The 25,670-nt window shown below is 59.6% G+C and carries 22 protein-coding genes and 1 pseudogene; 9 read left to right on the forward strand and 14 right to left on the reverse strand.

Annotated elements, in window-relative coordinates; genetic code table 11:
• Nucleotides 1–81 precede the first annotated feature (81 nt).
• Nucleotides 82–2,088 (forward strand): U32 family peptidase, encoded by a 2,007-nt coding sequence (locus tag RYC17_RS16560; RefSeq protein WP_316903796.1) that lies wholly within the window; start codon nt 82–84, stop codon nt 2,086–2,088.
• A 57-nt stretch (nt 2,089–2,145) separates the two neighbouring features.
• Here the strand turns inward: RYC17_RS16560 and RYC17_RS16565 are convergent, their stop codons facing one another.
• Nucleotides 2,146–2,640, reverse strand: coding sequence for a GNAT family N-acetyltransferase (locus RYC17_RS16565; RefSeq protein ID WP_316888967.1), 495 nt, complete (start codon nt 2,638–2,640; stop codon nt 2,146–2,148).
• 597 nt (nt 2,641–3,237) lie between these two features.
• Between RYC17_RS16565 and nirB the strand changes: the two genes are divergently transcribed.
• Both nirB and nirD read left to right on the forward strand, forming a co-directional pair.
• A complete protein-coding gene (gene nirB / locus RYC17_RS16570) occupies nt 3,238–5,799 on the forward strand; it encodes a nitrite reductase large subunit NirB (protein WP_122258980.1) in 2,562 nt (853 codons plus the stop codon).
• Nucleotides 5,799–6,185, forward strand: coding sequence for a nitrite reductase small subunit NirD (nirD, locus tag RYC17_RS16575; protein WP_002553915.1), 387 nt, complete (start codon nt 5,799–5,801; stop codon nt 6,183–6,185). Before nirB ends, nirD begins: the two co-directional genes overlap by 1 nt.
• Before the next feature lie 68 nt (nt 6,186–6,253).
• Here nirD and RYC17_RS16580 read toward each other — a convergent pair whose 3' ends face one another.
• A complete protein-coding gene (locus RYC17_RS16580) occupies nt 6,254–7,252 on the reverse strand; it encodes an alpha/beta fold hydrolase (protein ID WP_122281980.1) in 999 nt (332 codons plus the stop codon).
• 254 nt (nt 7,253–7,506) lie between these two features.
• Between RYC17_RS16580 and RYC17_RS16585 the strand changes: the two genes are divergently transcribed.
• On the forward strand, nt 7,507–8,436 hold the full coding sequence (locus RYC17_RS16585) for a LysR family transcriptional regulator (protein WP_002553917.1): 930 nt from the start codon (nt 7,507–7,509) through the stop codon (nt 8,434–8,436).
• On the opposite strand, the gene pstB is transcribed toward RYC17_RS16585, so the two are convergent.
• The 4 genes from pstB to pstS all read right to left on the reverse strand — a co-directional run bounded on the left by pstB (nt 8,437) and on the right by pstS (nt 12,193).
• Entirely contained in the window at nt 8,437–9,216 is a 780-nt protein-coding gene (gene pstB / locus RYC17_RS16590; RefSeq protein WP_002553918.1) for a phosphate ABC transporter ATP-binding protein PstB, read from the reverse strand.
• Entirely contained in the window at nt 9,216–10,100 is an 885-nt protein-coding gene (gene pstA, locus RYC17_RS16595; RefSeq protein WP_002553919.1) for a phosphate ABC transporter permease PstA, read from the reverse strand. The genes pstB and pstA overlap by 1 nt, the downstream gene beginning before the upstream one ends.
• Nucleotides 10,097–11,092 carry a phosphate ABC transporter permease subunit PstC gene (gene pstC / locus RYC17_RS16600; RefSeq protein WP_003371940.1) on the reverse strand — a complete coding sequence of 332 codons (996 nt, stop codon included), beginning with the start codon at nt 11,090–11,092 and terminating at the stop codon, nt 10,097–10,099. The genes pstA and pstC overlap by 4 nt, the downstream gene beginning before the upstream one ends.
• A gap of 81 nt (nt 11,093–11,173) precedes the next feature.
• The gene (gene pstS / locus RYC17_RS16605) at nt 11,174–12,193 is read right to left on the reverse strand and encodes a phosphate ABC transporter substrate-binding protein PstS (protein ID WP_002553921.1); all 1,020 of its coding nucleotides are present in this window, start codon (nt 12,191–12,193) and stop codon (nt 11,174–11,176) included.
• 530 nt (nt 12,194–12,723) lie between these two features.
• Here pstS and RYC17_RS16610 point away from each other — a divergent pair.
• Both RYC17_RS16610 and RYC17_RS16615 read left to right on the forward strand, forming a co-directional pair.
• Nucleotides 12,724–13,008 (forward strand): hypothetical protein, encoded by a 285-nt coding sequence (locus tag RYC17_RS16610; protein WP_058407768.1) that lies wholly within the window; start codon nt 12,724–12,726, stop codon nt 13,006–13,008.
• 98 nt (nt 13,009–13,106) lie between these two features.
• Nucleotides 13,107–13,409 (forward strand): hypothetical protein, encoded by a 303-nt coding sequence (locus tag RYC17_RS16615; protein ID WP_316888971.1) that lies wholly within the window; start codon nt 13,107–13,109, stop codon nt 13,407–13,409.
• Here the strand turns inward: RYC17_RS16615 and RYC17_RS16620 are convergent.
• On the reverse strand, nt 13,385–15,088 hold the full coding sequence (locus tag RYC17_RS16620) for a VRR-NUC domain-containing protein (RefSeq protein WP_058400442.1): 1,704 nt from the start codon (nt 15,086–15,088) through the stop codon (nt 13,385–13,387). The two genes, RYC17_RS16615 and RYC17_RS16620, sit on opposite strands and share 25 nt — an antisense overlap.
• 169 nt (nt 15,089–15,257) lie before the next feature.
• Between RYC17_RS16620 and RYC17_RS16625 the strand changes: the two genes are divergently transcribed.
• A complete protein-coding gene (locus RYC17_RS16625) occupies nt 15,258–15,773 on the forward strand; it encodes a nucleoside 2-deoxyribosyltransferase (protein WP_058400441.1) in 516 nt (171 codons plus the stop codon).
• A 14-nt stretch (nt 15,774–15,787) separates the two neighbouring features.
• On the opposite strand, the gene RYC17_RS16630 is transcribed toward RYC17_RS16625, so the two are convergent.
• The gene (locus RYC17_RS16630) at nt 15,788–16,690 is read right to left on the reverse strand and encodes a LysR family transcriptional regulator (protein ID WP_058400440.1); all 903 of its coding nucleotides are present in this window, start codon (nt 16,688–16,690) and stop codon (nt 15,788–15,790) included.
• A 106-nt stretch (nt 16,691–16,796) separates the two neighbouring features.
• Between RYC17_RS16630 and RYC17_RS16635 the strand changes: the two genes are divergently transcribed.
• Nucleotides 16,797–17,885 (forward strand): AbrB family transcriptional regulator, encoded by a 1,089-nt coding sequence (locus tag RYC17_RS16635; RefSeq protein WP_058407772.1) that lies wholly within the window; start codon nt 16,797–16,799, stop codon nt 17,883–17,885.
• A gap of 23 nt (nt 17,886–17,908) precedes the next feature.
• Here RYC17_RS16635 and RYC17_RS16640 read toward each other — a convergent pair whose 3' ends face one another.
• The 5 genes and pseudogenes from RYC17_RS16640 to RYC17_RS16655 all read right to left on the reverse strand — a co-directional run bounded on the left by RYC17_RS16640 (nt 17,909) and on the right by RYC17_RS16655 (nt 23,428).
• Complete coding sequence (locus RYC17_RS16640) at nt 17,909–19,153, reverse strand: AGE family epimerase/isomerase (protein WP_316903799.1); 1,245 nt, start codon at nt 19,151–19,153, stop codon at nt 17,909–17,911.
• Between the two features lie 125 nt (nt 19,154–19,278).
• Nucleotides 19,279–20,145 (reverse strand): methyl-accepting chemotaxis protein, encoded by an 867-nt coding sequence (locus RYC17_RS26985; RefSeq protein ID WP_371321916.1) that lies wholly within the window; start codon nt 20,143–20,145, stop codon nt 19,279–19,281.
• Nucleotides 20,134–20,904: pseudogene (locus tag RYC17_RS26990) on the reverse strand (MCP four helix bundle domain-containing protein); the annotation flags it as partial. The gene RYC17_RS26985 and the pseudogene RYC17_RS26990, both read right to left, overlap by 12 nt.
• Nucleotides 20,905–21,085: 181 nt before the next feature.
• Nucleotides 21,086–22,225, reverse strand: coding sequence for a glycerate kinase (locus RYC17_RS16650; protein ID WP_316888979.1), 1,140 nt, complete (start codon nt 22,223–22,225; stop codon nt 21,086–21,088).
• A gap of 111 nt (nt 22,226–22,336) precedes the next feature.
• Nucleotides 22,337–23,428: a sugar diacid recognition domain-containing protein gene (locus tag RYC17_RS16655; protein WP_316903800.1), complete on the reverse strand. Its 1,092-nt coding sequence runs from the start codon at nt 23,426–23,428 to the stop codon at nt 22,337–22,339.
• A 228-nt stretch (nt 23,429–23,656) separates the two neighbouring features.
• On the opposite strand from RYC17_RS16655, the gene RYC17_RS16660 reads away from it, so the two are divergent.
• Nucleotides 23,657–24,748, forward strand: a complete 1,092-nt coding sequence (locus tag RYC17_RS16660; protein WP_316903842.1) for an alpha/beta hydrolase — start codon at nt 23,657–23,659, stop codon at nt 24,746–24,748.
• A 13-nt stretch (nt 24,749–24,761) separates the two neighbouring features.
• Here RYC17_RS16660 and RYC17_RS16665 read toward each other — a convergent pair whose 3' ends face one another.
• Nucleotides 24,762–25,475 carry a FadR/GntR family transcriptional regulator gene (locus RYC17_RS16665; RefSeq protein ID WP_002553932.1) on the reverse strand — a complete coding sequence of 238 codons (714 nt, stop codon included), beginning with the start codon at nt 25,473–25,475 and terminating at the stop codon, nt 24,762–24,764.
• Nucleotides 25,476–25,670 lie beyond the last annotated feature (195 nt).

The following is a 25,670-nucleotide window of genomic DNA, read 5'->3' on the forward strand; positions in this document are numbered from 1 at the left end:
CCTGACGCACGCTTCAACAGGTGCGCCGCGCGGCCTGTAGCACTACAATGCGCGCTTTGCCCGCCGCAGGATCCCGTTGCCATGTCGTTACCCAAGCACCACCTGGAATTGCTCAGCCCTGCACGGGATGTAACCATTGCCCGTGAAGCCATCCTGCATGGCGCCGATGCGGTGTACATCGGCGGGCCGAGCTTTGGTGCGCGACACAACGCCTGCAACGAGGTCAGCGACATTGCCGAGCTGGTCAAATTCGCCCATCGCTATCACGCGCGGATCTTCACCACGATCAACACCATCCTGCATGACGACGAACTGGAACCAGCCCGCAAGCTGATTCACCAGCTCTACGACGCAGGCGTAGACGCCTTGATCGTGCAGGACCTCGGGGTGATGGAGATGGACATTCCGCCCATCGAGCTGCATGCCAGCACCCAGACCGACATCCGCACCCTGGGCCGGGCGAAGTTTCTCGATCAGGCCGGTTTCTCGCAACTGGTGCTGGCCCGCGAGCTGAACCTGCAGGAAATTCGTGACATCGCCCGTGAAACCGATGCTGCTATCGAGTTTTTCATTCATGGCGCGCTGTGCGTGGCGTTCTCCGGGCAGTGCAATATTTCCCATGCGCAAAACGGCCGCAGCGCCAACCGCGGCGATTGCTCGCAGGCTTGCCGTCTGCCCTACACGCTCAAGGATGATCAGGGCCGCGTCGTCGCCTTCGAAAAGCATCTGTTGTCGATGAAAGACAACAACCAGAGCGCCAACCTGCGCGATCTGGTGGACGCAGGCGTGCGCTCGTTCAAGATCGAAGGTCGCTACAAGGACGCAGGCTACGTCAAAAATATCACCGCTTATTACCGCCAGCGTCTGGACGAGATTCTCGAAGAGCGTCCGGACCTCGCACGCGCTTCCAGCGGCCGTACCGCGCACTTCTTCGTGCCAGACCCGGAAAAGACCTTTCATCGCGGCAGCACCGATTATTTCGTCAGTGACCGCAAGATCGACATCGGTGCGTTCGATACGCCGACGTTTACCGGTCTGGCAGTCGGCACCGTCGAAAAACTCGGCAAGCGTGACCTGATCGCCGTGACCCATGAGCCGCTGTCCAACGGTGACGGTCTCAACGTGCAGATCAAGCGTGAAGTGGTGGGCTTCCGTGCCAATATCGCCGAGCTCAAAGGCGAGTTCGAAGAAGACGGCCAGAAGCGCTGGCGCTACCGTGTAGAACCCAACGAGATGCCTGCGGCCCTTTCCCGTGTGCGCCCAAACCATCCGTTGAATCGCAACCTGGACCACAACTGGCAGCAGGCGCTGCTCAAGACCTCGGCCGAGCGCCGCATCGGCATTCAGTGGCAGGTTACCCTTCGTGAAGACCAACTGCGCCTGGAAGCCATCAGTGAAGAAGGTGTGAGCGTCGCGGTAAACCTTGACGGTCCGTTCGGCGCAGCCAACAAGCCCGAGCAGGCACTGGATCAGCTGCGCGATCTACTGACCCAGCTGGGCACCACGATCTACCATGCGCAGGACGTCAGGCTCGACGCGCCACAGGCATTCTTCGTGCCCAACTCGCAGCTCAAGACCCTGCGCCGCGATGCCATCGAGGCGCTGACCGAAGCGCGCATCAAGGTGCATCCGCGCGGTGGCCGCAAGGCCGAAACCACCCCGCCGCCGGTGTACCCGGAGTCGCATTTGTCGTTTCTGGCCAACGTCTACAACCAGAAGGCCCGCGATTTCTACCATCGCCACGGCGTACAGTTGATCGACGCGGCCTACGAGGCCCACGAAGAAACCGGTGAAGTGCCAGTGATGATCACCAAACACTGCCTGCGTTTCTCGTTCAACCTGTGCCCGAAACAGGCCAAAGGCGTGACGGGCGTGCGCACCAAGGTCGCGCCCATGCAACTGGTGCAGGGTGATGAAGTGCTGACCCTGAAATTCGATTGCAAACCTTGCGAAATGCACGTGATCGGCAAAATGAAAGGTCACATTCTCGACCTGCCGTTGCCCGGCAGCGCTGCGGCTAAATCGGTGGTCGGCCACATCACCCCGGAAGACCTGCTCAAGACTGCGCGTCAGCGTTCTCCGCACTGATCGATACAAGGGGGTTGGCGCCCTGCCAGCCCCCTTCCGTCTTCTGACAAAGCCCTCTTAAAGAACGCGCTCCATATGGGTCGTATTCCACACCGGGTCGTTTTCCACATCGGTCACGGCAAAACCCTGTTTCTCCCAGAAACGGATCGCGCCGGGCAGAAACGGATGAGTATGCAGGTACAAAACCTCTATGCCACCTGCCTCGGCATGGGCCCAGAGCGCCTGACATAAACGGCTGGCAAGCCCGTCGCCGCGAAACTCCGGCATTACGAACAGGCGCACGATCTCAACGGTTCTGCGCCCGCGATAATCGAGCTGCGGGAAACGATGATCGAACGGCAGGTAGCCCACAGCCGCAATGATCTGCCCTTCACTGCGGGCGATCAGAAACTTGCCGTCCTCCCCGTCCAGATACACCTGCTCGAAACCGGCCAGATCGGGCGGAACGGTGACGGTGTCGAGCAAGGGAAAGATTTCGGCACGCGCACGCATGACGAAATCGACGGTGTGCGGGATCTCGGAGGGGTGTACCTCAGTAATAGTGATGTTCATGAGCACGGACTTATTGGGGGAATTGCAGGGTGATACAAATGTTACGCCAGACTTGGGCTTTTGAACGCACGGCTTAACTATAGAGCAGGCGGCGCGGCGCAGAATTGTGACGCGGAGCGTCACGACAGGCATTCCCACAGAGCGTGAGGAAAGATATGTGCCTGGAGCGACTGGGGCGCCCAGAGGCAAAAACGCCGATTATCGTGAGCGGGCAATGCGGCGCACAGCTTTACAGCGCAACCCTTCGATGCGCACCAATGCAAGGCAGGAAAAATCATGCGCCAGACACCTCGTAAACGCTGCACAGCCTTGCGGGCATTGCCAATGCGCGTCTGAACCGCTGCAACCGCAAGCTGGCACAGCCCCTGCATAATGTTGGATAACCCCACCATGAATGTGGTCGGGCCGCCCCGGTTGATCGACGTTGATCGCCAGTCTCGCAGAGACCAGAGGGCCACATGGGTGCATCCGGCAACGTGGCTTGATGGCATCCCCGAACACCCAATAAGAGAACAGGCAAAGGCGCCTGGAACCGAAAGGTTCCGGGCGCTTTTTTTTTGCTTCAAAAAACCTGATTGGCCTCGGCCGGGACTTGCTATGAACACCACAGTCTTCCCCATGAACGATGTAAAAACCCTGATCGTCGTCGGTAATGGCATGGTCGGGCACCATTGCGTCGAGCAGTTGATCGCAGGCGGCGCACTGGAGCGTTATCGCATCCATGTATTTGGCGAAGAAGCACAGCGTGCCTACGACCGCGTGCATTTGTCCGAATACTTTACCGGCCGCGATGCCGAGTCGCTGGCCATGAGTGAAATGTCTGTCTACGAACAACCTGGCCTGACGCTGCACCTGGGCGTACCGGTGCTGGAGATTGATCGTGATCGTCATGAAATCATCACCGCCGAAGGCTGCTTCAGCTACGACAAGCTGATCCTGGCTACCGGCTCCTTCCCGTTCGTACCGCCGATCGAGGGCGCACAGGGCAACTCGCGGCTGGTCTATCGCACGCTTGAGGATCTGGACACCATTCGCTACGCCGCGTCGAAAGCTCGCCGTGGCGTGGTAGTCGGCGGTGGTCTGCTCGGGCTTGAAGCGGCCAATGCACTGAAATCGCTTGGTCTGGAAGCCCATGTTGTCGAGTTCGCCCCGCGCTTGATGCCGGTGCAACTGGACGAGCACGGCGGGGCTGCCTTGAAAGCGCGTATCGAAGCGCTGGGCGTTGGCGTACACCTGTCGCGCGCTACGCAATCGATCAGCGACGGCAAGCAATACCGCTATCGCATGAACTTCGCCAACGACGAATTTCTGGAAACCGATCTGATCGTGTTCTCTGCCGGTATCCGCCCGCAGGACGCGCTGGCTCGCCAGTGTGAACTGGAACTCGGCCCGCGTGGCGGTATTGCAATCGACGAGCACTGTCGCACCAGTGACGCCGATATCTATGCAATCGGCGAGTGCGCGGCCTGGAACGGCAGTGTATTTGGCCTGGTGGCACCCGGTTACCAAATGGCCCGTGGCGTCGCCGCACAGTTGTGCGAAAAGGACACTGAGCCGTTCTTCGGGGCCGACATGTCCACCAAGCTCAAGCTGTTGGGCGTGGATGTCGGCTCCATTGGTGATGCGCACGGTGCACTGGCCGGGGCCGTCAGTTATCGCTTCATTGACGAAGCCACCGCCAGCTATCGCCGGCTGGTGGTGTCGGCAGATGGCAAGCAAGTGCTCGGCGCGGTGCTGGTCGGCGACAACAGTTATTACGACACCCTGCTGCAATACGCCCAGAACGGCATCACCCTGCCCGCCGACCCGTCCAGCCTGATCCTGCCGCGTGGGGAAGGCGCGCCGACGCTGGGTGCCGATGCCCTGCCCGCCACCGCGACCATCTGTTCCTGCCATAACGTCAGCAAGGGCTCTATCTGTTCGGCAATCGACAATGGCTGCACCGACCTCGCCGGGGTCAAGGCCTGCACCAAAGCAGCCACCGGTTGTGGTGGCTGCACTGCGCTGCTCAAGCAGGTGTTCGAACATGAGTTGATGGCGCGCGGCGTGGCGGTCGACAAAAGCCTCTGCGAACACTTCGCCTATACCCGCCAGGAGTTGTACTCGATGGTTCGCGTCGAAGGCATCGAGACCTTTGACGAACTGCTGACTCGCCATGGCAAAGGCGCGCATGGCTGCGACATCTGCAAGCCTGCGGTCGGCTCGATTCTCGCTTCGTGCTGGAACCGCCCGATCACCGAACCTTCGCTGGTGCCACTGCAGGACACCAACGACACCTTCATGGCCAACATGCAGAAAAACGGCACCTACTCGGTGGTACCGCGTATTCCCGGTGGCGAAATCACCCCTGACGGCCTGATCGCGATTGGTGCCGTGGCCAAGAAGTACGACTTGTACACCAAGATCACCGGCGGCCAGCGCATCGACCTGTTCGGCGCGCAACTGCATGAACTGCCGGACATCTGGAGTGAGTTGATTGAGGCGGGGTTCGAGACCGGGCATGCCTACGGCAAATCGACCCGGACGGTGAAGTCCTGCGTCGGCAGTACCTGGTGCCGCTATGGCGTGCAGGACAGCGTCGCGATGGCACTGCGCATTGAGGACCGTTACAAGGGGCTGCGCTCACCGCACAAACTCAAGTTCGCCGTATCCGGCTGCACCCGCGAATGCGCCGAAGCGCAGAGCAAGGATGTGGGGGTGATTGCCACCGAGAACGGCTGGAACCTGTACCTGTGCGGCAACGGCGGCATGCGTCCGCGCCACGCCGAGCTGTTCGCCACCGACCTGGATGACGAAACCCTGATTCGCTACATCGACCGTTTCCTGATGCTCTACATCCGCACTGCCGACAAGCTGCAACGTACCTCGGTCTGGAGGGAATCACTCGAAGGCGGCCTCGACTACCTCAAGGCGGTGATTGTCGATGACAGCCTGGGGCTGGCCGCAGAGCTGGAGTCGCAGATGCAACTGGTGGTCGACCGCTATGAATGCGAATGGGCCAATGCCCTCAAGGACCCGGAGAAGCTCAAGCGCTTCCGCACCTTCGTCAACGACGGACGTGGCGACCCGGACGTGCATTTCGTCAAGGAGCGCGCCCAGCGTCGTCCGGCAAAACCCGAAGAGCTGGCCCTTATCCCGTTGTTCAAGGAGGTGGTGTAATGAATTCGTCCAACACCGTATTGGCGGGCGAAAACGCCCATTCTGCACTGCAACTGCACTGGCATGCCCTGTGCGGACGCAAGGACCTGGTGGCCAACTCCGGCGTGGTAGCGTGGCTGGACGGCGCGCAGGTAGCGCTGTTCTACCTGCCTGAAACCCCTGAGGGCGAACAGCTTTTTGCCATCGACAACCGCGACCCCAAGTCCGGTGCCAATGTGATCGGTCGCGGATTGATTGGCCATATTGCTGGCGAGCTGGTGATTGCCTCGCCGTTGTACAAGCAGCATTTTCGCCTGCACGACGGTAGTTGCATCGAGTACCCGGAGCAACGCCTGGAGGTCTGGCCGGTACGGCTTAACGGAGATCAGGTAGAGATTGCCGTCTAGCTGATAACAATAGGGCCAGACAACCTGGTCGCTGGCCGACCAGGCTGTTGCGTGGGATGAATGACGGACTATTGCAGCTCGGACACCAGCGCTTTATTGAAGCCCTGCGGATCTTCCATCTGCGGGGCATGCCCCTTGCCTTTGAACTCCACCAGTCTGGCACCAGGGATCATCTGCGCCACCTGCTTGCCCAATACCTTGTAATTGCCGATCTTCGCCTTGACCTCAGGCGGTGCAATGTCGCTGCCGATGGCGGTGGTATCGGCATCGCCGATCATCAACACGGTCGGCACCTGCAGCCTGGGAAACTCGTAGAACACCGGCTGGGTGAAAATCATGTCGTAGATCAGCGCCGAGTTCCAGGCAACAATCTTATGACCCGGCCCCTTGTTCAGGCCCGCCAGCATGTCGACCCACTTGTCGTACTCAGGCTTCCAGCGCCCGTCGTAGTAAGTCTTCTGCTCGTAGGCGCGAATGCCTTCGGCGGTGGTCTTCAGTTCGCGCTCATACCACTGATCGACGCTGCGGTAAGGCACGCCAAGAGCCTTCCAGTCTTCCAGACCGATCGGGTTGACCATCACCAGCTTCTCGGTCTGTTTCGGGTACATGAGCGCGTAACGCGTGGCCAGCATGCCGCCGGTGGAATGGCCGACCACCGACACCTTGTCGATACCCAGCTTTTCAAGCAGCGCATGGGTGTTCATCGACAACTGCTGGAAGCTGTATTGATAGTGCGCAGGTTTGGTCGAGGTGCAAAAACCGATCTGATCAGGCGCAACAACGCGATAGCCCGCAGCGCTCAGCCCCTTGATGGTGTCTTCCCAGGTCGCGGCGCAGAAGTTCTTGCCATGCATCAGCACCGCGGTGCGGCCATTGGCCTTGCCGGTGGGTGCGACATCCATGTAACCCATTTCCAGCGCCTGGCCCTGGGACTGAAAACTGAATTTCTGCAATGCGTGGGGGTAAGTGAAACCTTCCAGTTGCTGGCCGTAACCGGGCGTTTCAGCCAGTGCAGCGCCGGACAGCGTCAACGACATCAACATGCCGGCAATCTTTGCAGCCCGCATAAGGGGCACCTCCTGTAGCCTGTGGATAGGGGTCGAAATCTGCAGCCGCTTCCACGTTAAGCCGCAGACCTGCAAGTAGACCTTGTTTCCCGCTACAGATTCGCCCCTTTCCTGCCTGTAGAACCGTAAGCAGACGTTTCATCATGCCGGCCTGACTGCGGCAAAACGCTGGACGCCCCCCGCCACGCTTGCCTAGACTGAGCCGTCGGTTACAGGCCGTCATGGTCAGCCAGGTCTGATGCCAAGGAACAGCAATGAATCGAAATGAACTGCGCAAGGCCGACATCAACCTGATGGTGGTCTTCGAGACATTAATGCAGGAGCGTAACGTCACCCGGGCAGCCGAAAAGCTGTTTCTCGGCCAACCCACGATAAGCGCCGCACTGAATCGCTTGCGCAACCTGCTCAATGACCCGTTGTTCATCCGCGTCGGGCATCGTATGGAGCCGACCGCGCGTGCCCATGAAATTCTCAAGCACCTGACGCCAGCGCTGGATGCCATGTCTACCGCGCTGAGCCTGACCACCGATTTTGATCCTTCGGTCAGCAAGATGACGTTTCGCATCGGCCTGACCGACGACGTCGAATTCGGCCTGTTTCCCGCCATGCTCAAGGCCATCCGCGAGGAGGCGCCTGGCGTGGTGATCGTGGTCAAACACGTCGACTACCTGAATATCTCCGAAGTGCTGATGTCCGGCGACATCACCGTCGGCGTCTGCCTGACCCGTGAGCTGCCGGCCAATGCCAAACGCAAGACGCTGCGCAACGTGCAGCCACGGCTGGTGCGCGCCGACAAACCGCGCGGCCCGATGAGCATCGACGAATATTGTTCACGACCTCATGTGGTGGTGTCGCACGTGGCCAGCATCAGCAGCTTTGCCGATGAGTGGCTGACCGCACTGGGTCGCAAGCGTCAGGTCGTGTTGTCAGTGCCGCAGTTCGCCACCCTGCCCGCACTGATGGCTGGCACCGACATGATTTCGGGCCTGTCCGACTACGCGGCGAAGGCCATGAGCGCATTGGGTTTGCTGTATGACGAGCCGTTGCCCTTCCCCACGCCGGGGCTGGACCTGTCGATGACGTGGCTGAGTGTGATGGACAGCGACCCTGCCGAGCGTTGGCTGCGCAGCAGGATCGAGGAGTTCATGGGCGAGCGCCAGGAAGCGCCCGCCCTGGCCGGTTGATCAGCCGAAACGACCGGTAATGTAGTCTTCGGTCTGGGTCTTGGAAGGCTTGGTGAAGATGGTGTCGGTGTCGCCGTGCTCGATCAGTTCACCCATGAACATGAAAGCGGTGTAGTCGGAGCAACGCGCCGCCTGCTGCATGTTGTGGGTCACGATGATCACGGTGAACTGCTCCTTGAGTTCAGTGATCAGCTGTTCGATACGCCCGGTCGAAATCGGGTCAAGTGCCGAGGTCGGCTCGTCGAGCAGCAGGACCTGAGGACGCAGCGCGATGGTCCGGGCGATGCACAGACGCTGCTGCTGACCACCGGACAGACCGGTTGCGCTCTGCTTGAGCTTGTCCTTGACCTCATCCCACAACGCCGCGCCACGCAGTGCCTGCTCGACGCGATCTTCCATTTCCCGACGCGACAGCTTTTCGTGGTGCTTGATGGCATAGGAAATGTTGTCGTAGATCGACATCGGAAACGGCACCGGCTTCTGGAACACCATTCCCACATGACTGCGCAGGCGGTTCATCGAGTAGCCAGGCGCCAGGATGTTTTCGCCATTGAGCAGCACTTCGCCGCGCGCTTCCTGTTTCGGATACATCGCGTAAATACGGTTGAAAACGCGCAGCAGGGTCGATTTACCGCAACCCGACGGGCCGATGATCGCAGTGATGCGCTTCTCGGGGATGGTCATGTCGATGGACTTCAACGACTTCTGGTTGTTGTAGAAAAACTCCAGACCGCGCACTTGGATCTTGGTCTTTTCGTTGGCCAGGGAAAGGTTGTTCATCAGGACGCCCTATTGCGCAGAAGAATTAAGCGAGACAGCAGACTCAGTATCAGTACGAACAACGTCATGACCAGCGCACCGGCCCATGCCAGGGAGTGCCAATCATCGAACGGGCTCATGGCGTACTGGAAAACCACCACCGGAACACTGGCGATTGGTTTGAGCAGATCACTGCTCCAGAACTGGTTGCCGAAAGCGGTGAACAGCAGCGGCGCGGTTTCGCCGGTGATACGTGCCAATGCCAGCAATACGCCGGTAACCACACCCGCCTTGGCCGCACGCAGAACGATTTGCAGGGTCAGCTTCCATTGCGGCACACCCAACGCCAGCGCGGCTTCACGCATGGTCGAGGGTTGCAGTTGCATCATTTCGTCAGTGGTACGCACCACCACCGGGATGACCAGCAATGCCAGAGCCAGTGCACCGGCAATCGCCGAAAAGCCCACCTGATGGCCTGTCACTGCGTTGAGCGGCAGTACCACAACGGTATAAACGAACAGGCCGAGTACGATGGAAGGTGCCGAAAGCAGGATGTCGTTGATGAAGCGTACTGCGTTACCCAGCTTGGTGTAGCGGGCAAACTCGGCCAGCCAGATACCGGCCATCAAGCCGATTGGTGTACCGATCAACAGGCCTATGCCAGACATCAGCACGCTGCCGTAGAACGCGTTGGCCAGGCCACCCTCGGTGCCAGGTGGCGGGGTCATGCCGGTGAACAACTGCAGGTTGAGCGCGTCGATACCCTTGATGATGGTGGTCAGCAGAATCCACACCAGCCACAGCAGGCCGAAGGCAGTGGCACCACAGCTGAGCACCATCGCAATCTTGTTCTTGATGCTGCGAACCCGATACAGGCTCTCGCTGCCTGTCACATCCTTACTCATAACCCCTCCTTACGCGAAAGGCGCGACAGCATCAGACGTGCAAGGGCCAGCACGATGAAGGTGACCACAAACAACAGGAAGCCAAGGGCGATCAGTGCCGAACGGTGCAAGTCGGTATAGGCCTCGTTGAACTCGTTGGCGATCACCGACGCAATGGAACTGCTCGGCATCATCAGCGATGCAGAGAACTGATGGGCGTTGCCCAGTACAAAGGTTACCGCCATGGTTTCGCCGAGCGCGCGTCCCAACCCGAGGAACACACCACCGACCACTGCCGAACGGGTGTAAGGCAGCACGATGTCCCAGACCACTTCCCAGGTCGTGCCGCCCAGTGCGTAGGCCGACTCTTTGAGGGCCACGGGCACGGTACGGAAGACTTCCTGCATCACCGAGGTAATGAACGGCGTGATCATGATCGCCAGCACGATACCGGCGGTCAGCATGCCGATACCCAGCGGCGGGCCCTGAAACATCGGACCGATCAGCGGCAGTGCGCCGAGGTTTTCGGTGATCCAGGGTGACAGGTGTTCAGCCATGAACGGGCCAAAGACAAACAGCCCCCACATGCCGTAGATGATCGAAGGGATACCGGCCAACAGCTCGATGGCCGAGGCAATCGGCATGCGCAGCCAAGGCGGAGCCACTTCGGTCAGAAAGATTGCAATGCCGAAACTCACCGGTACGGCGATCAGCAAAGCCAGAAAAGAGGTAACCAGAGTGCCGTAGATCGGAACCAGTGCGCCGAACTTGCCGGCGTTCACGTCCCACTCGGTGCTGGTCAGAAAGCCAAACCCGAAAGTCTGGAATGCCAGACTGCCGCCCCACAGGGTCGACAAGGCAATACAACCCAGCAAAGCAAGCACCAGCATGGCTGCGGCTTGCAATGAACGCTTGAACCACAGGTCATGACGATGATCCCGTTTGGCGCGCTTCTCGCCCTCGGACTCACCAGCGGAGACGTTAGCGGACAGGTATTGGGTGTTTTCAGTCATGTTGAGGCCACTCGCAAGGAAAAGCCCCTGTCACCGAGCCGATATCGCGGCTGATGACAGGGGTGGTACGGGTTGAATCACTTACTTGGTGAATTCCGTTTTCCAGTAGCTTTCCACGCGTTCAACCAGCGATTTCGGCAATGCTACATATTCCAGTTTCTCGGCTTGTTTCTGGCCGTTTTCCAGGGACCATTTGAAGAAGTCGAAAGCGGCTGCGCTTTTCTCTTCGTTCTTGGCTTTCTTGTACATGATGATCCAGGTGGTCGCGGTGATCGGCCATGCAGCCTCACCCGGCGCGTTGGTCATGATCAGGTTGAAGTCTTTGGCGCTCGCCCAGTCGGCAGTGTCAGCAGCGGCAGCAAAAGCCTTGGCGTCTGGCTTGATGAATTTGCCGGCAGCGTTTTTCAACTGGGTGTAAGACAACTTGTTGGTCGTTGCGTAGGAGTACTCAACGTAACCGATCGAACCCTTGATCTGTTTCACGTAGGCAGAAACACCTTCGTTACCCTTGCCGCCCACACCGGCTGGCCATTGCACGGTCGAACCGAACTTCAGCTTCTCGTTCCACTCCGGGCTGACTTTGCTCAGGTAGTTGGTGAAGTTGTAAGTGGTACCCGAACCGTCCGAGCGGTGAACAACGGTGATCGCAGTATCAGGCAGCTTCACGCCCGAGTTCAGGGCAGTGATTGCCGGGTCGTTCCACTTCTTGATGTCGCCCATGAAGATCTTGGCGATAGTTGGGCCGTCCAGCTTCAGCTCGCCACTTTCAACGCCTTCGACGTTGACGATCGGCACGATACCGCCGATGACGCTTGGGAATTGACCCAGGCCGCCGGCCTGCAGGTCCTCAGCGGACATAGGGGCGTCGGATGCACCGAAGTCAACAGTCGCTGCCTTGATCTGGGCAATACCGCCGCCCGAACCGATGGACTGATAGTTGATACGGTTATCCTTGGTTTTGCTGTAGTCCTGGGACCACGCTGAAATAACCGGGTAGACGAAACTCGAACCAGCACCTGTGACATCAGTCGCATGGGCCACACCGCTGAGGCACAGCGAAGCGATCAGAAGCGACAAGCGTTTTTTAGTCAGCAGTATCACGGTAATACCTCAGTCCAGGAGATTGTGTGGTGGCCCAGTTAAGGAGGCCCGAGGCGGATTTAAAACCTGAAATGTTGCTGTTTCATGACAATCCAACGAATCGTGTCAGCGAAGGAACTTTTTTGTAGGCGATTTCCTACGCTGCCGACGTTGAAAAAACCCGTAGAGCCCAATGTTTACGGCGAAATCATGCCCCACAGCGCTAAATAGCTTTTTGCCACCTTTAGATAGATAGCCAAACGCCATCTGCGTTATAAAAATGTAAGAAAGTATGATTTTAAGAATCGTTGGGGATGACCGGACGGTCACGTTATAGCTAAATCAACTTAAAAATGTTCCATCAGCGCTCATCACATCTATGCAAACCAGCGAATGCAAAAGGTTTGAAACCGCCGACGCAAGGAGTCGGCATTGGTGGGAGCGTGTCGCAAGAAGCTACCGTTCGTCGGGTTCAACGGCACCTATGGCCACTGGCCAATGACCAATATACGTACGTTAAAGAACTACTTTAAAACAACGGAGTAAGCATCATGATCAAGACCAAACTGACTGCCCTCACCCTGGCAGGCCTGATGGCCGTCGCTTCGGGTGCAGCTTTTGCCGAATCGACGACCAGCTCTGAAACGCCGATCAACAAGAATGCGACCAAGCTGCCGGGCACTAACACCCAGCCGATGGACCGCACCTCTTCCGAAACTCCTGGCGCGCAAACAGACAGCAAAAAAGCGGCTGCCGAAAAGTCGATGAAACATGACAAGGGCGCGCATGGCACGCACGACAAGAGCAACGTTACTGAAAAAACCAAGACTCAGTAATCAAGCTTCTGACGCGGGCAGGACAACAGGCTCTGCTCGCGTGTCAGTGACAGCCCCGTAACACCGTTCTACCCCATTGCATTCACGGAGGTCGCAGCATGATCAGGAATAGATTGGGGGCATTAGGCCTTGCAGCACTGCTGGCGCTCTCGGGCGCAAGCGCATTCGCAGGCTCTACAGGCCCGACGAACCCGGTAGGCGACGGCCCGAAAGTGCCCGGCACCGGAGCGGAAAAGAATGTGGACGGAACCAGTCCCGGCGCGCCAGGCACAAGCCCAGGCACCAAAGGCATGGACCCGCAGCCCGGAAACAACGGCAGTGCGGCTGACAAGCCTCATGACTCGAAACAACCGCATGACGCCAATCATCAAGACAGTCAGGATGAACACAAAGCGCCTTGATGGCAGGCCAACTCTTCAATGACGTCGGCAGCATGTTCAGTCGCCCACTGCACATAACACACCTCCACCGGCATACCATGCTCGGCGCAGAAGTCCAGCCAGCGCAGTTGGTTGTCCTGGAGACGATCCCCTGGTCCCTTGACCTCTATCATTCGATAGCGCCGCTGCTCCGGGAAGAACTGGATCAGGTCCGGCATTCCGGTCCGGTTGGCTTTTACATCCTGCAACAGACGACGAAACCAGTGACGCAGGTGCTCAGCGGGCAGGCAATACAGTGCCTGCTCCAATAGCTGCGGCGTCAACGCAGCCCAGAATACGAAGGGTGACTGCAGGCCGAATTTGCTTTGAAAATGCTCGCGAATGGTCGCCAGATATTCACCTGACTCCAGTTGCATCAGGCAGGCATCGAACAATGCCACCCTGCGCTGATAGAAATCCGGGCTGTACAGGTCGCTGGGTGCACTGTGAAACGGGTGAAAGAATGCGCCCGGCAAGGGCGCGAAAATGGCCTTCCAGCACAGCAGACCAAACAGGGAATTGACCAGCGCATTCTCGACGTAATGCACTTCCCCACCCTGCTCTTGTTCAAGGTGCTGGCGTATCAGACGTTCGACACTCACCCCCGCCAATGACGCAACCTGCACGTCCAGCCGCGAGACGATACGCGCCGCGCGCCTGCGCTCGACCGTCAGGCCGAGCTTGCGTTGCAGTCGTGGCAACACGCGCGACAGATGCTGAACCTCGGCATCACTTTCCGGGGCACTCCGCGCCTGCTGCACAAGCGTCATGGCGGCTGCGTATTCGGCGTTGCGTTCCAGCACCCGGATCTGCCGCGAACGCGCGCCGGGGTAGCTGGACTGACGGTACACCGCCATCGCCAGAGGCCAGTCCTGCAGGCGCTCGGCCTGTTGCCCGATGCGAAACAGCAGTTTGGCGCGGCGCATATGCAACCATGCATTGCCGCACTGTATCGCGATGACCTGTTCGGCCAGCGCATGCAGATCGATGCAGGTTTCCAGCGCTTCTCGACAGGCATGCAATTGCAGGCAAACATCGATGTCGGCGCGCTGATTGATGACGCGCGACTGCACCGAAAACTCGACCTTTTCGTAGCGGTAGATGCCCAGATCAGCCAGCACGAACTCCGACCACTCCTGATACAGATTGCCGAAGTACAACAATCGCAGGCGGTCACAGAGCGGCATGATATTCAGGCCGAACACGGCGTCAGACAATGTCGGGTGCCATTGCTCAAGTGCCTGCGGCGCTTCATACAACGGCTGCAAGCGCTCCAGCCATGCCTGCTTGCGCTCTGGCCCCTTGACCGCATGGGCTTTGAAGCACTGGGTCAGCTCGTCCCGGCGCAGCAACTGGAACAGTTCGCTCAAACCCAGTGGCGGGCTGGTGACGACCCAACCTCGCTCCAGCAGCGGCTGCACCGCCTCATGGGGATCGCCGATCTCGACGTAACTCAGTTTGCTGGCCCGAAACAACACGCCCTTGCGCATCACCATGCGCACCAACAGGCCTTGGGCACACACGGGCACCTCGGCAAACTCGCTGATGAAGCGGCGCTCGGATGCGTCGAGCAGGTCGTCGTAGCGCCGGGCAATCCAGGCGAGGACCTGCCGGAAGTTTTCCAGGTAATAAAACGGATTGTCGAGAGGTGCAGTATTCAAGGCCAGCGTTCACATGACGAATGAGCAGACTGGGCAAGGATACTGGTTATCCGTACAGATTCCAGCGCAAACACCTGCCAAGCGCCGGTCGGCCGATCAATGGCATGTATCGCGGCCAGACAGTCGGCCTTAGAATCAGCCGGATAACATCTGTAGTCGAGAGCCGGATATGCAAGCGCCACTGATTTATCTCGCAGGCTTCGACGTGTTCCGGCCCGACGCCGTCGAGTACGGACGCTACCTCAAGGCATTGTGCTCGGCACACGGGCTTGAAGGTTTGTACCCCTTTGACAATGAAGTGACCCTCGGGCGCACGCCGCACGAAACTGCGCAGCAGATTTACTCGATGAATGTCGCGATGATTCACCGCTGCGCTGCCGTACTGGTCAACCTGAATGTGTTTCGCGGTCTGGAGCCGGATTCGGGCAGCGCATTTGAGGTCGGTTTGGCGGTGGCATTGAACAAGCCCGTTTGGGCGTACTTTGAGCCGGTGACCTCGTTGCGCGAACTGGTTCCTCATGATGAACACGGGTTTGATCGCGACGGCTTCATGGTTGAGGACTTCGACTTGCCCCGCAACCTGATGCTCGCCTGTAGCTGGGCGGGTACCAGCTCTACCGTGGAGCTGGGTGCCGAGGCACTGGCAAGGTACCTGAGTGGCTTAAAGGTCATGCCCGGCGAGTAGCTGAACGCACGCGCTCAACCCCACCCCAGAAAGTCCCCGCCGTTGTCACGCAGCATCTGCAACATGCCCTCTGCCGCTGGCGACAGGTAGCCGCCCTTGCGCAGGGTCACGCCGATGGTGCGTTTGAGAGTGGTCTGTTCCAGTGGCACTTCACGCAGGTGTTGCATGGTCTTGCCAAACTCCAGCGACTCGCGGGCGATGAAGCTCAGCAGGTTGCTTTGAGCAATCAAGCCCGGCAACAGGGAGATCGAGTTCGCCTCGATCTGCACTGTCGGCAGCGGCAGGCCGCTGGCAGCAAAGGTCGCGTCCAGCCACTTGCGTGATGAAACGCTGACCGGCGGCAGTACCCAGCGATACGCGCAGAGGTCACTCATCTTCAATGAGGTCTTGAAGATCGGGTGTTTTTTGCTGGCGACCACCACGGCTTCGTCCCTGAGTATGGCAAAGCTGGTGACGTCTTCGCTGTCGGGTGCCAGTGCGCAGATGATCATGTCCAGTTGCCCTGAACGCAGCGACTCACGCAACAGGTCATCCTGGCCTATCACCAGTTTGAAGGTGACATCCGGCGTACGCTGTAACAGGGCCGAGGTCAGTTTCGGCATCAGGTATTCCGCCATCGTCGCGGCGCAGCCGACGCGAATGTTGCCCACCATGCCACTGGCGAAATCCCGTACCTCCCGTTGGGTCTGGGCAATGCTCTGCTGCAGTTCCTTGCCGCGTGCCTGCAACAGCTCACCCACCGGGGTCAGCTTGATGCGTCGACCGTCACGCTGAAACAGCCGTGTTCCGAATGATTCCTCCAGCCGCTGAATGCTTTTTGTCAGCGCGGGCTGACTGCGATTGAGCTTTTCTGCGGCTCGCCCGAGGTGGCCCAGTTCGGCAATGGTTTCAAAATAAGTCAGATCGCGCAGGTCCATATCTATCAACCAAAGTTATCAATTCATGATTATTAGAAAATAGACTTGATCGGTTGCCAAGTCGATACTGTTTGCATGTGATCCACCCGATTCAAGGAGAACGTCCTTGTCACACGCTTCACGCTTTTCGCTTTCCACCCTTGCCCCGTTGACTCAATGGACGGGCCTGATCCTGATGGCCGGTGCTGCCGGCCAACTGCTCAAACTGTTCAACATGCCTGCTGCGATGTTCCTCGGCCCCATGCTGGTTGCTATCGGCTTTGGTGTGTCGGGCGCCACCATCCGCATGCCCAAGCGGGCGTTTCAGCTCGGCCAGGGAACCGTTGGTGTGCTGATTGCGCATGCCATGTCAGTCAGCGTATTGCTCACGGCGCTACAGTCCTGGCACGTCATGCTGCTGGCCACGATCCTGACCGTGGTGCTGAGCGCTGCGGTGGGTCTGGTACTGGTGCGCTTTGGCGGAATCCCGAGTAACACGGCTGCCTGGGGCACGTCGCCCGGCGCGGCTTCGGCGATGGTCGCCATGTCCGAGGATTACGGCGCAGACTCGCGAGTCGTTGCCACCATGCAATATGTGCGCGTGGTCTGCGTAGTCACCATCGGCGCGCTGGTCAGCCATTTCATCGGCGCACCGGATTCCGGCGCTGACCTGCACAGCACCGCAGCCGCCTTACCCGGTCTGAACCTGATCGATCTTGCCCTGAGCCTGGCAGTGATCGTAGCGGGCGTAGCATTGGGCTCGCGCTTGCCGGCGGGTGCCTTGCTGGTGCCGTTGATGCTGGGCGGCGCGCTGCAACTGAGCGGCGTCATGCAGATCAGCATTCCTGACTGGCTGCTGCCAATCGGCTATGGCGCTATCGGCTGTTATGTAGGGCTGCGTTTCGACCGGCCGACAGTGCAATACGTGTGGCGGCGGCTGCCGATGATGATTCTGGCCTCACTGCTGCTGATCGTACTGTGTGCCCTGTCGGCCTGGCTGATTGCAGCGATGATGGGCAAGGATTATCTCTCGGTGTACCTGGCAACCAGCCCGGGCGGCCTGGACACCATGGCCATTATTGCCATCGATACTCATGCCGATGTCGGCTTCGTGCTGGCCATGCAGACCCTGCGCCTGTTCGGCGTGATCCTGACCGGCAGCTTCCTGGCCCGGCAGATTATCCGCCTGAGCGACAAACGCATCCCTGCGCTCTGATTGCCGATGCCAGGCTCAGCCGTTCACTCATGCCCCGCCAGAGCACTGGTCAGGCTGGGTGCCAGCGGCAACACCGGCAACAGCGTCGCCTGATAGGCGTGATAAAGGTCCGGCTTGCCCGGCCAGATATCAGCACTGGGTTCGTTGCGCTGGTTCAGCTCATGGCGCCAGCTGCCATGCTCATGATCGATGAACAGGGTCTCGTTGAACTCCCAGAAGCAGCGATACCAGTCTTCATACTGTTGCTCGCCGGTACGTTGCAGCAACGCGGCGGCAGCAGCGGCCGCTTCGCAGTGGGTCCAGTGCAGACGATGACGGACCACTGGCTGGTTCTGCCAGTCGAGGGTGTAGATGATACCCGGCGCACCGTCGACATCCCAGCCGTAGCGGCAGGCATTGGCAAACAGCTGGCGGGCGTCATCCAGTAACCATTCCGGATTTGACCGCCCGGCGTGACGACGCGCGGCCTCCAGATGCAGCACCAGCCGTGCCCACTCGAAGGCATGCCCCGGCGTTGTGCCGAACGGCCGGAAGCCGTCGGCCGGGTTTTCGCGGTTGTAATCGGGCAGCGGTTGCCAGTTTTGTGTGAAGTGCTCGATGACCTGAAAATTGTTGGCCCCGGCATGTTGATGGATCACCCGTTCGACAATGCTCAGTGCCCGGTCGAGCCATTGAGCATCGCCAGTCACGTCGGCCAGCGCGAGGAAGGCTTCGGTGCTGTGCATGTTGCTGTTGGCGCCGCGATAGGCTTCTTCGTTGCTCCAGTCCTGCGCGAACGATTCACGCATGGCGCCTTCCTGCTCGCTCCAGAAACGGGTCTGGATGACCTGGATGGCGTCGGACAGCAACGCCTGCGCGCCAGGCCGCCCCGCCACCACGGCAGAACTGGCCGCCAGTGCGACGAAAGCATGCAGATACGCCTGTTTTTCGGTTCTGCCGCCGTCTTCGAGCGCAGCACTGAACCAGCCATCGTGTTCGGCATCGCGCAACGGGCCACGCAATGCGGCGATGCCATGATCGACCAGCGCGGCACAGCCGGGTATGCCTTGCGCATGGGCCATGGCAAAACAGTGGGTCATACGTGCGGTATTCATGGTTTCGGCCGTGGCACCGACCATCAGACGGCCGTAGTCATCAAGACTGCCAAAACCGTTGTCGAGCCGGGAAGCCTTGGCGAAAGTCAACAGACGGTTGCCTTCCAGTGCCAGCCATTGGTGATGGGCTGGCGAGCGCAGCCAACTGCTGAAGGTGTGATTATTATTATCCATGACGCGATGCCGCCCCCTTCGATAAGGTTGTGCCCAGACTGTACCGGAGGTCATTTCGACCGAGGGCATAATGCGCGCCCGGTCGATCGTCGGCAAGCAGACACAACCTGTATCAATGTAGGGTTTTACACCTTGAAGCGTGAGACCACCTGATTCAGGTCAGCGGCAAGACGCGACAATTCATGGCTCGAAGCACTGATCTGGTTGGCACCCTGAGTCGATTGCATGGACAGATCGCGAATGTTGACGATGTTGCGGTCGACTTCACGCGACACTTGCGCCTGTTCTTCCGCAGCGCTGGCGATCACCAGATTACGCTCGGATATCTGATTGATCGACGACGTGATTTCACTCAGCGACTCGCCCGCGCCCTTGGCCAGCGCCAAGGTCGAATCGGCCCGGTCGCGGCTGGTGTTCATCGAGTCGAGCGCCTGCGCTGAACCGCTGCGCATGGCATTGACCATCGAGTCGATTTCCAGCGTCGACTGCTGGGTGCGATGCGCCAATGCACGGACTTCATCCGCCACTACCGCGAAACCACGGCCCGACTCGCCCGCGCGCGCCGCCTCGATGGCCGCGTTGAGCGCCAGCAGGTTGGTCTGTTCGGCAATCGAGCGGATCACGTCCAGCACCTTGCCGATATCCTGAGACTGATTGGCGAGGTTTTGCACCAGTGTCGAGGTGGCCTGCACGTTGTCGGTCAGTGTCTGGATCGACTGCACCGTCTCGATCACCCGCGTCTGGCCTGCCAGTGCCGAGGTGCTGGACTGGGTGGAGGCGTCCGACGTGGACACGGCGTTACGCGCAACTTCCTCTACTGCCGAGGTCATTTCGTTGATCGCCGTGGCGGCCTGATCGATCTCTGCATTCTGCTGGTTCAATCCGCGATAGCTGTCCTCGGTGACCGAGTTGAGTTCGGTGGCCGCCGACGCCAGCTGGGTAGCTGAGCTGCCGATGTGGCGCATGGCTTCACGCAGATTGACCTGCATCATTGCCAAGGCACGCAGCAGTCGGGTGACTTCGTCTTCGCCGTCAACTTCGATGGTATGGGTCAGGTCGCCGCTGGCAACCTGCTCGGCAGCAGTCACGGCACGTTGCAACGGGCCCACGATGCTGCGCGTCAGCCAGAGCGCCAGACCGATGGTGCACAATGCAGCGAGAACGACAAAGACAATGACGATGTCACGCGATTTGTCATATTGGGCTTCGGCCGACTTGCCTTCGGCATCGACCTTGGTGACATAGAAATCAGCCAGATCATTGAGCTGTTTGCCGGAACCATCGACGATCTGTTTCATATCAACCAGCAGCAGCTTGTTCAGACCGGTGCTGTCGCCCTGCCCGGCGAGAACAAAAGAGCGATCCAGCGCGCTGCGGTATTGGCCCATGGTGACCATGAACTGGTCAGTCAGGGTCGTCTCTTCAGGGGTGTCGACGAACGTCTTGAGGATGCCCAGCTTCTTGTCCAGATCACCCAGACGTACGTCCAGCTGCCCGCGATAGGTCGGAATGCTCGCAGGGTCGGTGTCCAGCGCCATGCGCAAGGAGATGGTCCGGATACGCAGCATGATTTCCCGGATATCGTTGACCACTCGCATGCTGGGCAGCCAGTTGGTCTCTACCGCCACTTCGCTCTGGCGAATGGTCGACATCTGTGCCAGCGCGAACCAGCCAAGTAAAGCCACCAACAGGGAAATCAGGGTAAAACCCAGACCGGCACGACGAGCGATTGTGAGTGTGCGTAGATTCATGACCAGTGCTCTTTTGTATTTGGAGGGCAGTATCTGACGCGAAGTTGTCAGACAACCGAGAGCATATCGTCCCTGTCCGACAATTCTTTAGGATTGCCGGTGATCATTCAGGCTTTTTACTCGAAAGGCAGATCGACTACCCGGACCGGGCCTGTGCAAAGCGCTGTCCGGAGGGCTGCACTCAGCGTGCTGCCGCCATTTGCCAGAGCCGCGCCACGTCACGCGCGCGGTCATGCAGCAGGCGACTGGTATCGCGACAGGCCTGTTCAAGGCTCATCGGCCCGCTGACCAGCGCGAAGGCCGCGCCAATGCCGTGCGGGTAAAGCTGTTCGTAACCTTCGCCAAGCGTTCCAGCCAGCACGATCACTGGCACTTGTTGGCGCTGCGCGACTCGTGCGACGCCAAGCGGCGTCTTGCCGCGCAAGGTCTGCGCATCAAAACGGCCTTCGCCGGTAATGACCAGGTCGGCCCCGGTCAACGCCTGCTCCAGCCCGGTCAGCTCGGCAACCACCTCAACGCCAGCGCGAAACGAGGCATTCAGATACGCCTTGGCAGCAAAGCCCATTCCGCCTGCCGCACCGCTGCCAGGGCTGTTGCGCTGGTCCAGACCGAGGATCTGCGCCGAATGGTCGGCGAAACACCCAAGTGCGGCATCCAGCGCCACAACCTGCTCGGGCGATGCGCCTTTTTGCGGGCCGAAGATATGCGAGGCACCATTCGGTCCGCACAATGGATTATCGACGTCGGCGGCAATTTCGACGCACACGTCAGACAAGCGCGGATCGAAGCCGCTCAGGTCGATACGGGCCAGATCGGCAAGCGCGAGACCGCCCGGTGGCAAGGGCTGATCGTCGGCATCGAGAAAGCGTGCGCCCAATGCCGAGAGCATGCCGCTGCCGCCGTCGTTGGTTGCGCTGCCACCGATGGCCAGAATCACGCGACGGGCACCCGCATCCAGTGCCGCCGAGATCAACTGGCCCGTGCCTGCTGTGCTGGTCACACAGGCATCGCGCTGTGCCAGCGTCAGTAATTGCAAACCGCTGGCCATGGCCATTTCGATGATTGCCGTTCTGCTCTCGGCCAGCCAGCCCCAATGAGCCTGGACCGGATCGCCCAGCGGTCCGCTGACCCGGGCGCTCATCAGTTCACCATTGCAGGCTGCCAGCAACGCTTCGATGGTGCCCTCCCCGCCATCTGCCATCGGGCATTTGATCAGTTGGGCATGCGGCCAGACCTCGGCCAGACCACTGGCGATGGCGTCGGCAACGGCCTGTGCACTGAGGCTGTCCTTGAACGAGTCGGGGGCGATGACTATTTTCATTGTTGTTCTCCATATCCGATGCTCGCATGCTCTCATCCGCCACCGGGTTTTCCGCCTGCCCTTCGCACAATGATCGGCAACCGTTATCGGGCATTTGAACAAAAACCGTGTTCAGTCGTGACGAGTGATCATCTGCGCGCCCAGATACAGACGCAGCAGGTCATCGGTCTTGTAAGGATCGCAGCCGGTCAGCTCGCCGATCTTCTCCAGCCGGTAACGCAGGCTGTTGCGATGGATGCCCAGGGCTTCGGCGCAGGCCTGGCTTTCGCCACTGAACTCGAACCATTTGCACAGGGTGTCAAGCAGTTGCACGTGGTTATGCAAACGGCCAATCGGCTCGGCGACGTCTTCGGCCAGCCAGTCGTGGCGATAGCGCCAGAACAGCACCGGCAGACGGTACGCCTCAAGACGCAGCAAGCGCTGCCCCGGCCTTGCCTGACTGGCGTAATCGAGCAGATCCCGCGCCGCCGCACAGGCATGACGCAAGGCGGGCAAGTCAGCAGACTGGGCCACGGTTGCCATGCGCAGCACCGGCCAGCGGTGCTCATCGAACTGCTTGAGCAGCAGCGCATCGTCACGTTCCTTGCCCGTGGCGCGGCACCAGTACAGCAAGGTGGGCTCGCGCAGCACGCACCAGCTGTCGGCGTAACGCGTGCCAAGCCAGGTTGCCACCTGGCTGGCAACCTGCCCTTGCTTTTCAAACTGGATCAGTACCACCTGACGCGCCACATGCGGTTGCAAACCGAGCTGGCGTGCTTCATCCACAAGGCTATCGGGGCAATCCGGCAGCAGCAGGCGCGCCAGCAGGTCTTCGCTGCGCTGTGCCCGCCATTGCAGGTCAGCCTGCTGACGGCACTGTTCCATGAGCATCTCGGCAGTCATCTTGACCAGTTCGCCATATACCCGCACTTCGTCCGGCTCGCCGGTGATGCCGAGCACGCCGACCAATTGATGGTCAAGCATCAGCGGCAGATTGACCCCCGGCTTGACGCCACCGAGCTGCAACGCCGCCTGCGAATCAATTTCCACCACCTGCCGGTTGGCCAGCACCCGCTGCGCGCCCTCATGACGGGTACACAAGCGCTCGGGGTCGCCACTGCCGATGATGATACCCAGGTAGTCCATGACATTGACGTTGTAGGGCAGAATGGCCATGGCCCGGTCGACGATGTCCTGGGCCAGCGCCCGATCAAGGGCGAACATGAAAAGCTCCAGACGCGTGGCAAGGCTTGCAATGGTTAGGCATATGGATACATTTTGTTGAAGTTATAGAACGCCCGAGTGTGCCTGAAAGTGGTCACCGGCGCGACGTACATGGCAGAGTGCCCGCGTCGACCTTTTGAATTTCCACACACGTGCACAGGCCCCTTTTTGATCAAATCCCGACTCGCCAGTCTGCTCTCGCTATTGACCCTGCAAGCCTGCACCTCAATGGCGGAAAGCGAAGCACCGACGCAGCGTTTTGAAGACTACCGTCAACAAACCATTGAACTGATCCGCAAGCAACGCAACTTCCAGACCGCCGACCACGAGGCCGAACTGGGCTGGAACGCGCCGCGCCAATGGACCCCGACTGGAACGCCTAAAGGCGGCGTTCTGCTGGTGCACGGGCTGGGTGACTCAGCGTGGTCATTCAATGACGTGGCACAGAAGCTCGCCGCTCAGGGCTATCTGGTCAGGACCGTGCTGCTGCCAGGGCATGGTACCAAGCCCGAGGACATGCTCGATGTGCGTCTGGAGCAGTGGCAGCAGGTGGTGCGAGAGCAGACGCAACAGCTAAGCCGCGAGGTGCCGAACGTCTATCTGGGAGGCTTCTCAACCGGGGCCAATCTGGTGCTCGATTACGCCTATGACCACGAAGAAATTGCCGGGCTGGTGTTGTTCTCGCCGGCATTTCGTTCCAACAGCGGCTATGCCTGGCTGACCCCGTGGATCGGCTGGGCCAGGCCGTGGCTTGCCGCCCCCAACGACGGCCTGCGGCCGATGCAGACGCCGGTTCGTTACATGAACATGCCCACCAACGGTTTCGCCCAGTTCTATCGCAGCAGCGCGCTGGCTCAGGACCGCCTGCATCAACGTCGCTATGACAAGCCGGTGTTCATCGCCATCGCCGAGCACGACTCGGTACTCGACACTGATTACGTGCTGGATAATTTCAGCCAGCGCTTCAGTAACCCCGCCAGTCGCCTGATCTGGTACGGCGACCTGCCCGCCCGCGCTGCCAATACGCCGCGCGTCGAGGTGCGCAAGGACTACCTGCCGGAATACCGCATCAGCCGCTTTTCCCACATGGGCCTGCTTTTTTCAGCGGATAACCCGCTTTATGGCGTATCCGGTAGCCAGCGCATCTGCTGGAACGGCCAGAGCACACCGGACACCGCGAAATGCATGGCGGGCGAGCCGGTGTGGTATTCGGACTGGGGCTATACCGAACCTGGCAAGATCCACGCACGCCTGACCTTCAACCCGTATTTCGAGTGGCAAACCCAAGTGATGCTCGGCGTGCTGAATGCAACACAGTAAAACTCAAAGGCTCTTACTCCAGCGGCACCAGTCGCTCACGGCTGTTGCTCAGGTGCGTCCACATCGCCGCACGCGCTGCATCCGGGTCCTTGCGGCGAATGGCGCTGAGCAGTGCTTCGTGTTCCAGGTTGGCCAGATAGCCTTGATGCGCGAGGTTATTGCCCGCCCGCTCGCTTGACGCAATGCGGCTACGCGGAATGATAGCGCTGCCCAAGTGCTGCATGATCTCCATGAAATACGGGTTGCCGGTGGCTTCGGCGATGAGCATGTGAAAGCGTTTGTCGGCCTCCACACAACTGTCGTCATTGGCCAGCAGGTCCTGATAATCATCCAGTGCCTGACGCATGGCCGCCAGTTGCTCATCGGTGCGACGCACAGCGGCCAGCGCGACGGCCTGGGTTTCCAGGCCAATACGCAGTTCGATGATATCGCGCACCCGTGAAACGGTTTCAACCTTCAGACGCAGGCCGGTCTGGTCACTGCGCTCCAGCACAAACGTACCGATGCCGTGGTGGGTCACCACCAGCCCTGACGCCTGCAACTTGGAAATGGCCTCGCGCACGACAGTGCGGCTGACGCCGTGCTCACGAACGATCTGGTTTTCGGAAGGCAGCTTCTGACCGGGTGCGATTTTGCCCAGCAAAATACGCTGGCTCAGTTCGGTGACCAGATCGGTGGCCAGGCTGTGCTGACGACGTTTGGGCGCTGCGCTGACAGGCTCTTGCATGGCGAATGAATCCTGACTTGTCTGGTTGGGCTGCCGTATCACGGTCATAACAGCGCGAATGTGAGGTTGAGTGCGCAAAAAGGCCGGTGGCATCGGCCTGCGCAGTTGTCTTACTTGTATTACAAGCTATCTGCCACTGTCAAAGCTCTTGATTTGGCTCGAAGCGTTTTTTCAACAGCACAGCTTGAAAGAAAC

This window comes from Pseudomonas syringae group sp. J248-6, assembly GCF_032586995.1.
In the GTDB taxonomy this organism is placed as follows: domain Bacteria; phylum Pseudomonadota; class Gammaproteobacteria; order Pseudomonadales; family Pseudomonadaceae; genus Aquipseudomonas; species Aquipseudomonas amygdali.

Coding starts and splice junctions, on each gene's coding strand:
- RYC17_RS16560 (WP_316903796.1), top strand. CDS start 82: ATGTCGTTACCCAAGCACCACCTGGAATTGCTCAGCCCTGCACGGGAT.
- RYC17_RS16565 (WP_316888967.1), bottom strand. CDS start 2,640: ATGAACATCACTATTACTGAGGTACACCCCTCCGAGATCCCGCACACC.
- nirB (WP_122258980.1), top strand. CDS start 3,238: ATGAACACCACAGTCTTCCCCATGAACGATGTAAAAACCCTGATCGTC.
- nirD (WP_002553915.1), top strand. CDS start 5,799: ATGAATTCGTCCAACACCGTATTGGCGGGCGAAAACGCCCATTCTGCA.
- RYC17_RS16580 (WP_122281980.1), bottom strand. CDS start 7,252: ATGCGGGCTGCAAAGATTGCCGGCATGTTGATGTCGTTGACGCTGTCC.
- RYC17_RS16585 (WP_002553917.1), top strand. CDS start 7,507: ATGAATCGAAATGAACTGCGCAAGGCCGACATCAACCTGATGGTGGTC.
- pstB (WP_002553918.1), bottom strand. CDS start 9,216: ATGAACAACCTTTCCCTGGCCAACGAAAAGACCAAGATCCAAGTGCGC.
- pstA (WP_002553919.1), bottom strand. CDS start 10,100: ATGAGTAAGGATGTGACAGGCAGCGAGAGCCTGTATCGGGTTCGCAGC.
- pstC (WP_003371940.1), bottom strand. CDS start 11,092: ATGACTGAAAACACCCAATACCTGTCCGCTAACGTCTCCGCTGGTGAG.
- RYC17_RS16610 (WP_058407768.1), top strand. CDS start 12,724: ATGATCAAGACCAAACTGACTGCCCTCACCCTGGCAGGCCTGATGGCC.
- RYC17_RS16615 (WP_316888971.1), top strand. CDS start 13,107: ATGATCAGGAATAGATTGGGGGCATTAGGCCTTGCAGCACTGCTGGCG.
- RYC17_RS16625 (WP_058400441.1), top strand. CDS start 15,258: ATGCAAGCGCCACTGATTTATCTCGCAGGCTTCGACGTGTTCCGGCCC.
- RYC17_RS16630 (WP_058400440.1), bottom strand. CDS start 16,690: ATGGACCTGCGCGATCTGACTTATTTTGAAACCATTGCCGAACTGGGC.
- RYC17_RS16640 (WP_316903799.1), bottom strand. CDS start 19,153: ATGGATAATAATAATCACACCTTCAGCAGTTGGCTGCGCTCGCCAGCC.
- RYC17_RS26985 (WP_371321916.1), bottom strand. CDS start 20,145: ATGATGCAGGTCAATCTGCGTGAAGCCATGCGCCACATCGGCAGCTCA.
- RYC17_RS16650 (WP_316888979.1), bottom strand. CDS start 22,225: ATGAAAATAGTCATCGCCCCCGACTCGTTCAAGGACAGCCTCAGTGCA.
- RYC17_RS16655 (WP_316903800.1), bottom strand. CDS start 23,428: ATGTTCGCCCTTGATCGGGCGCTGGCCCAGGACATCGTCGACCGGGCC.
- RYC17_RS16660 (WP_316903842.1), top strand. CDS start 23,657: ATGGCGGAAAGCGAAGCACCGACGCAGCGTTTTGAAGACTACCGTCAA.
- RYC17_RS16665 (WP_002553932.1), bottom strand. CDS start 25,475: ATGCAAGAGCCTGTCAGCGCAGCGCCCAAACGTCGTCAGCACAGCCTG.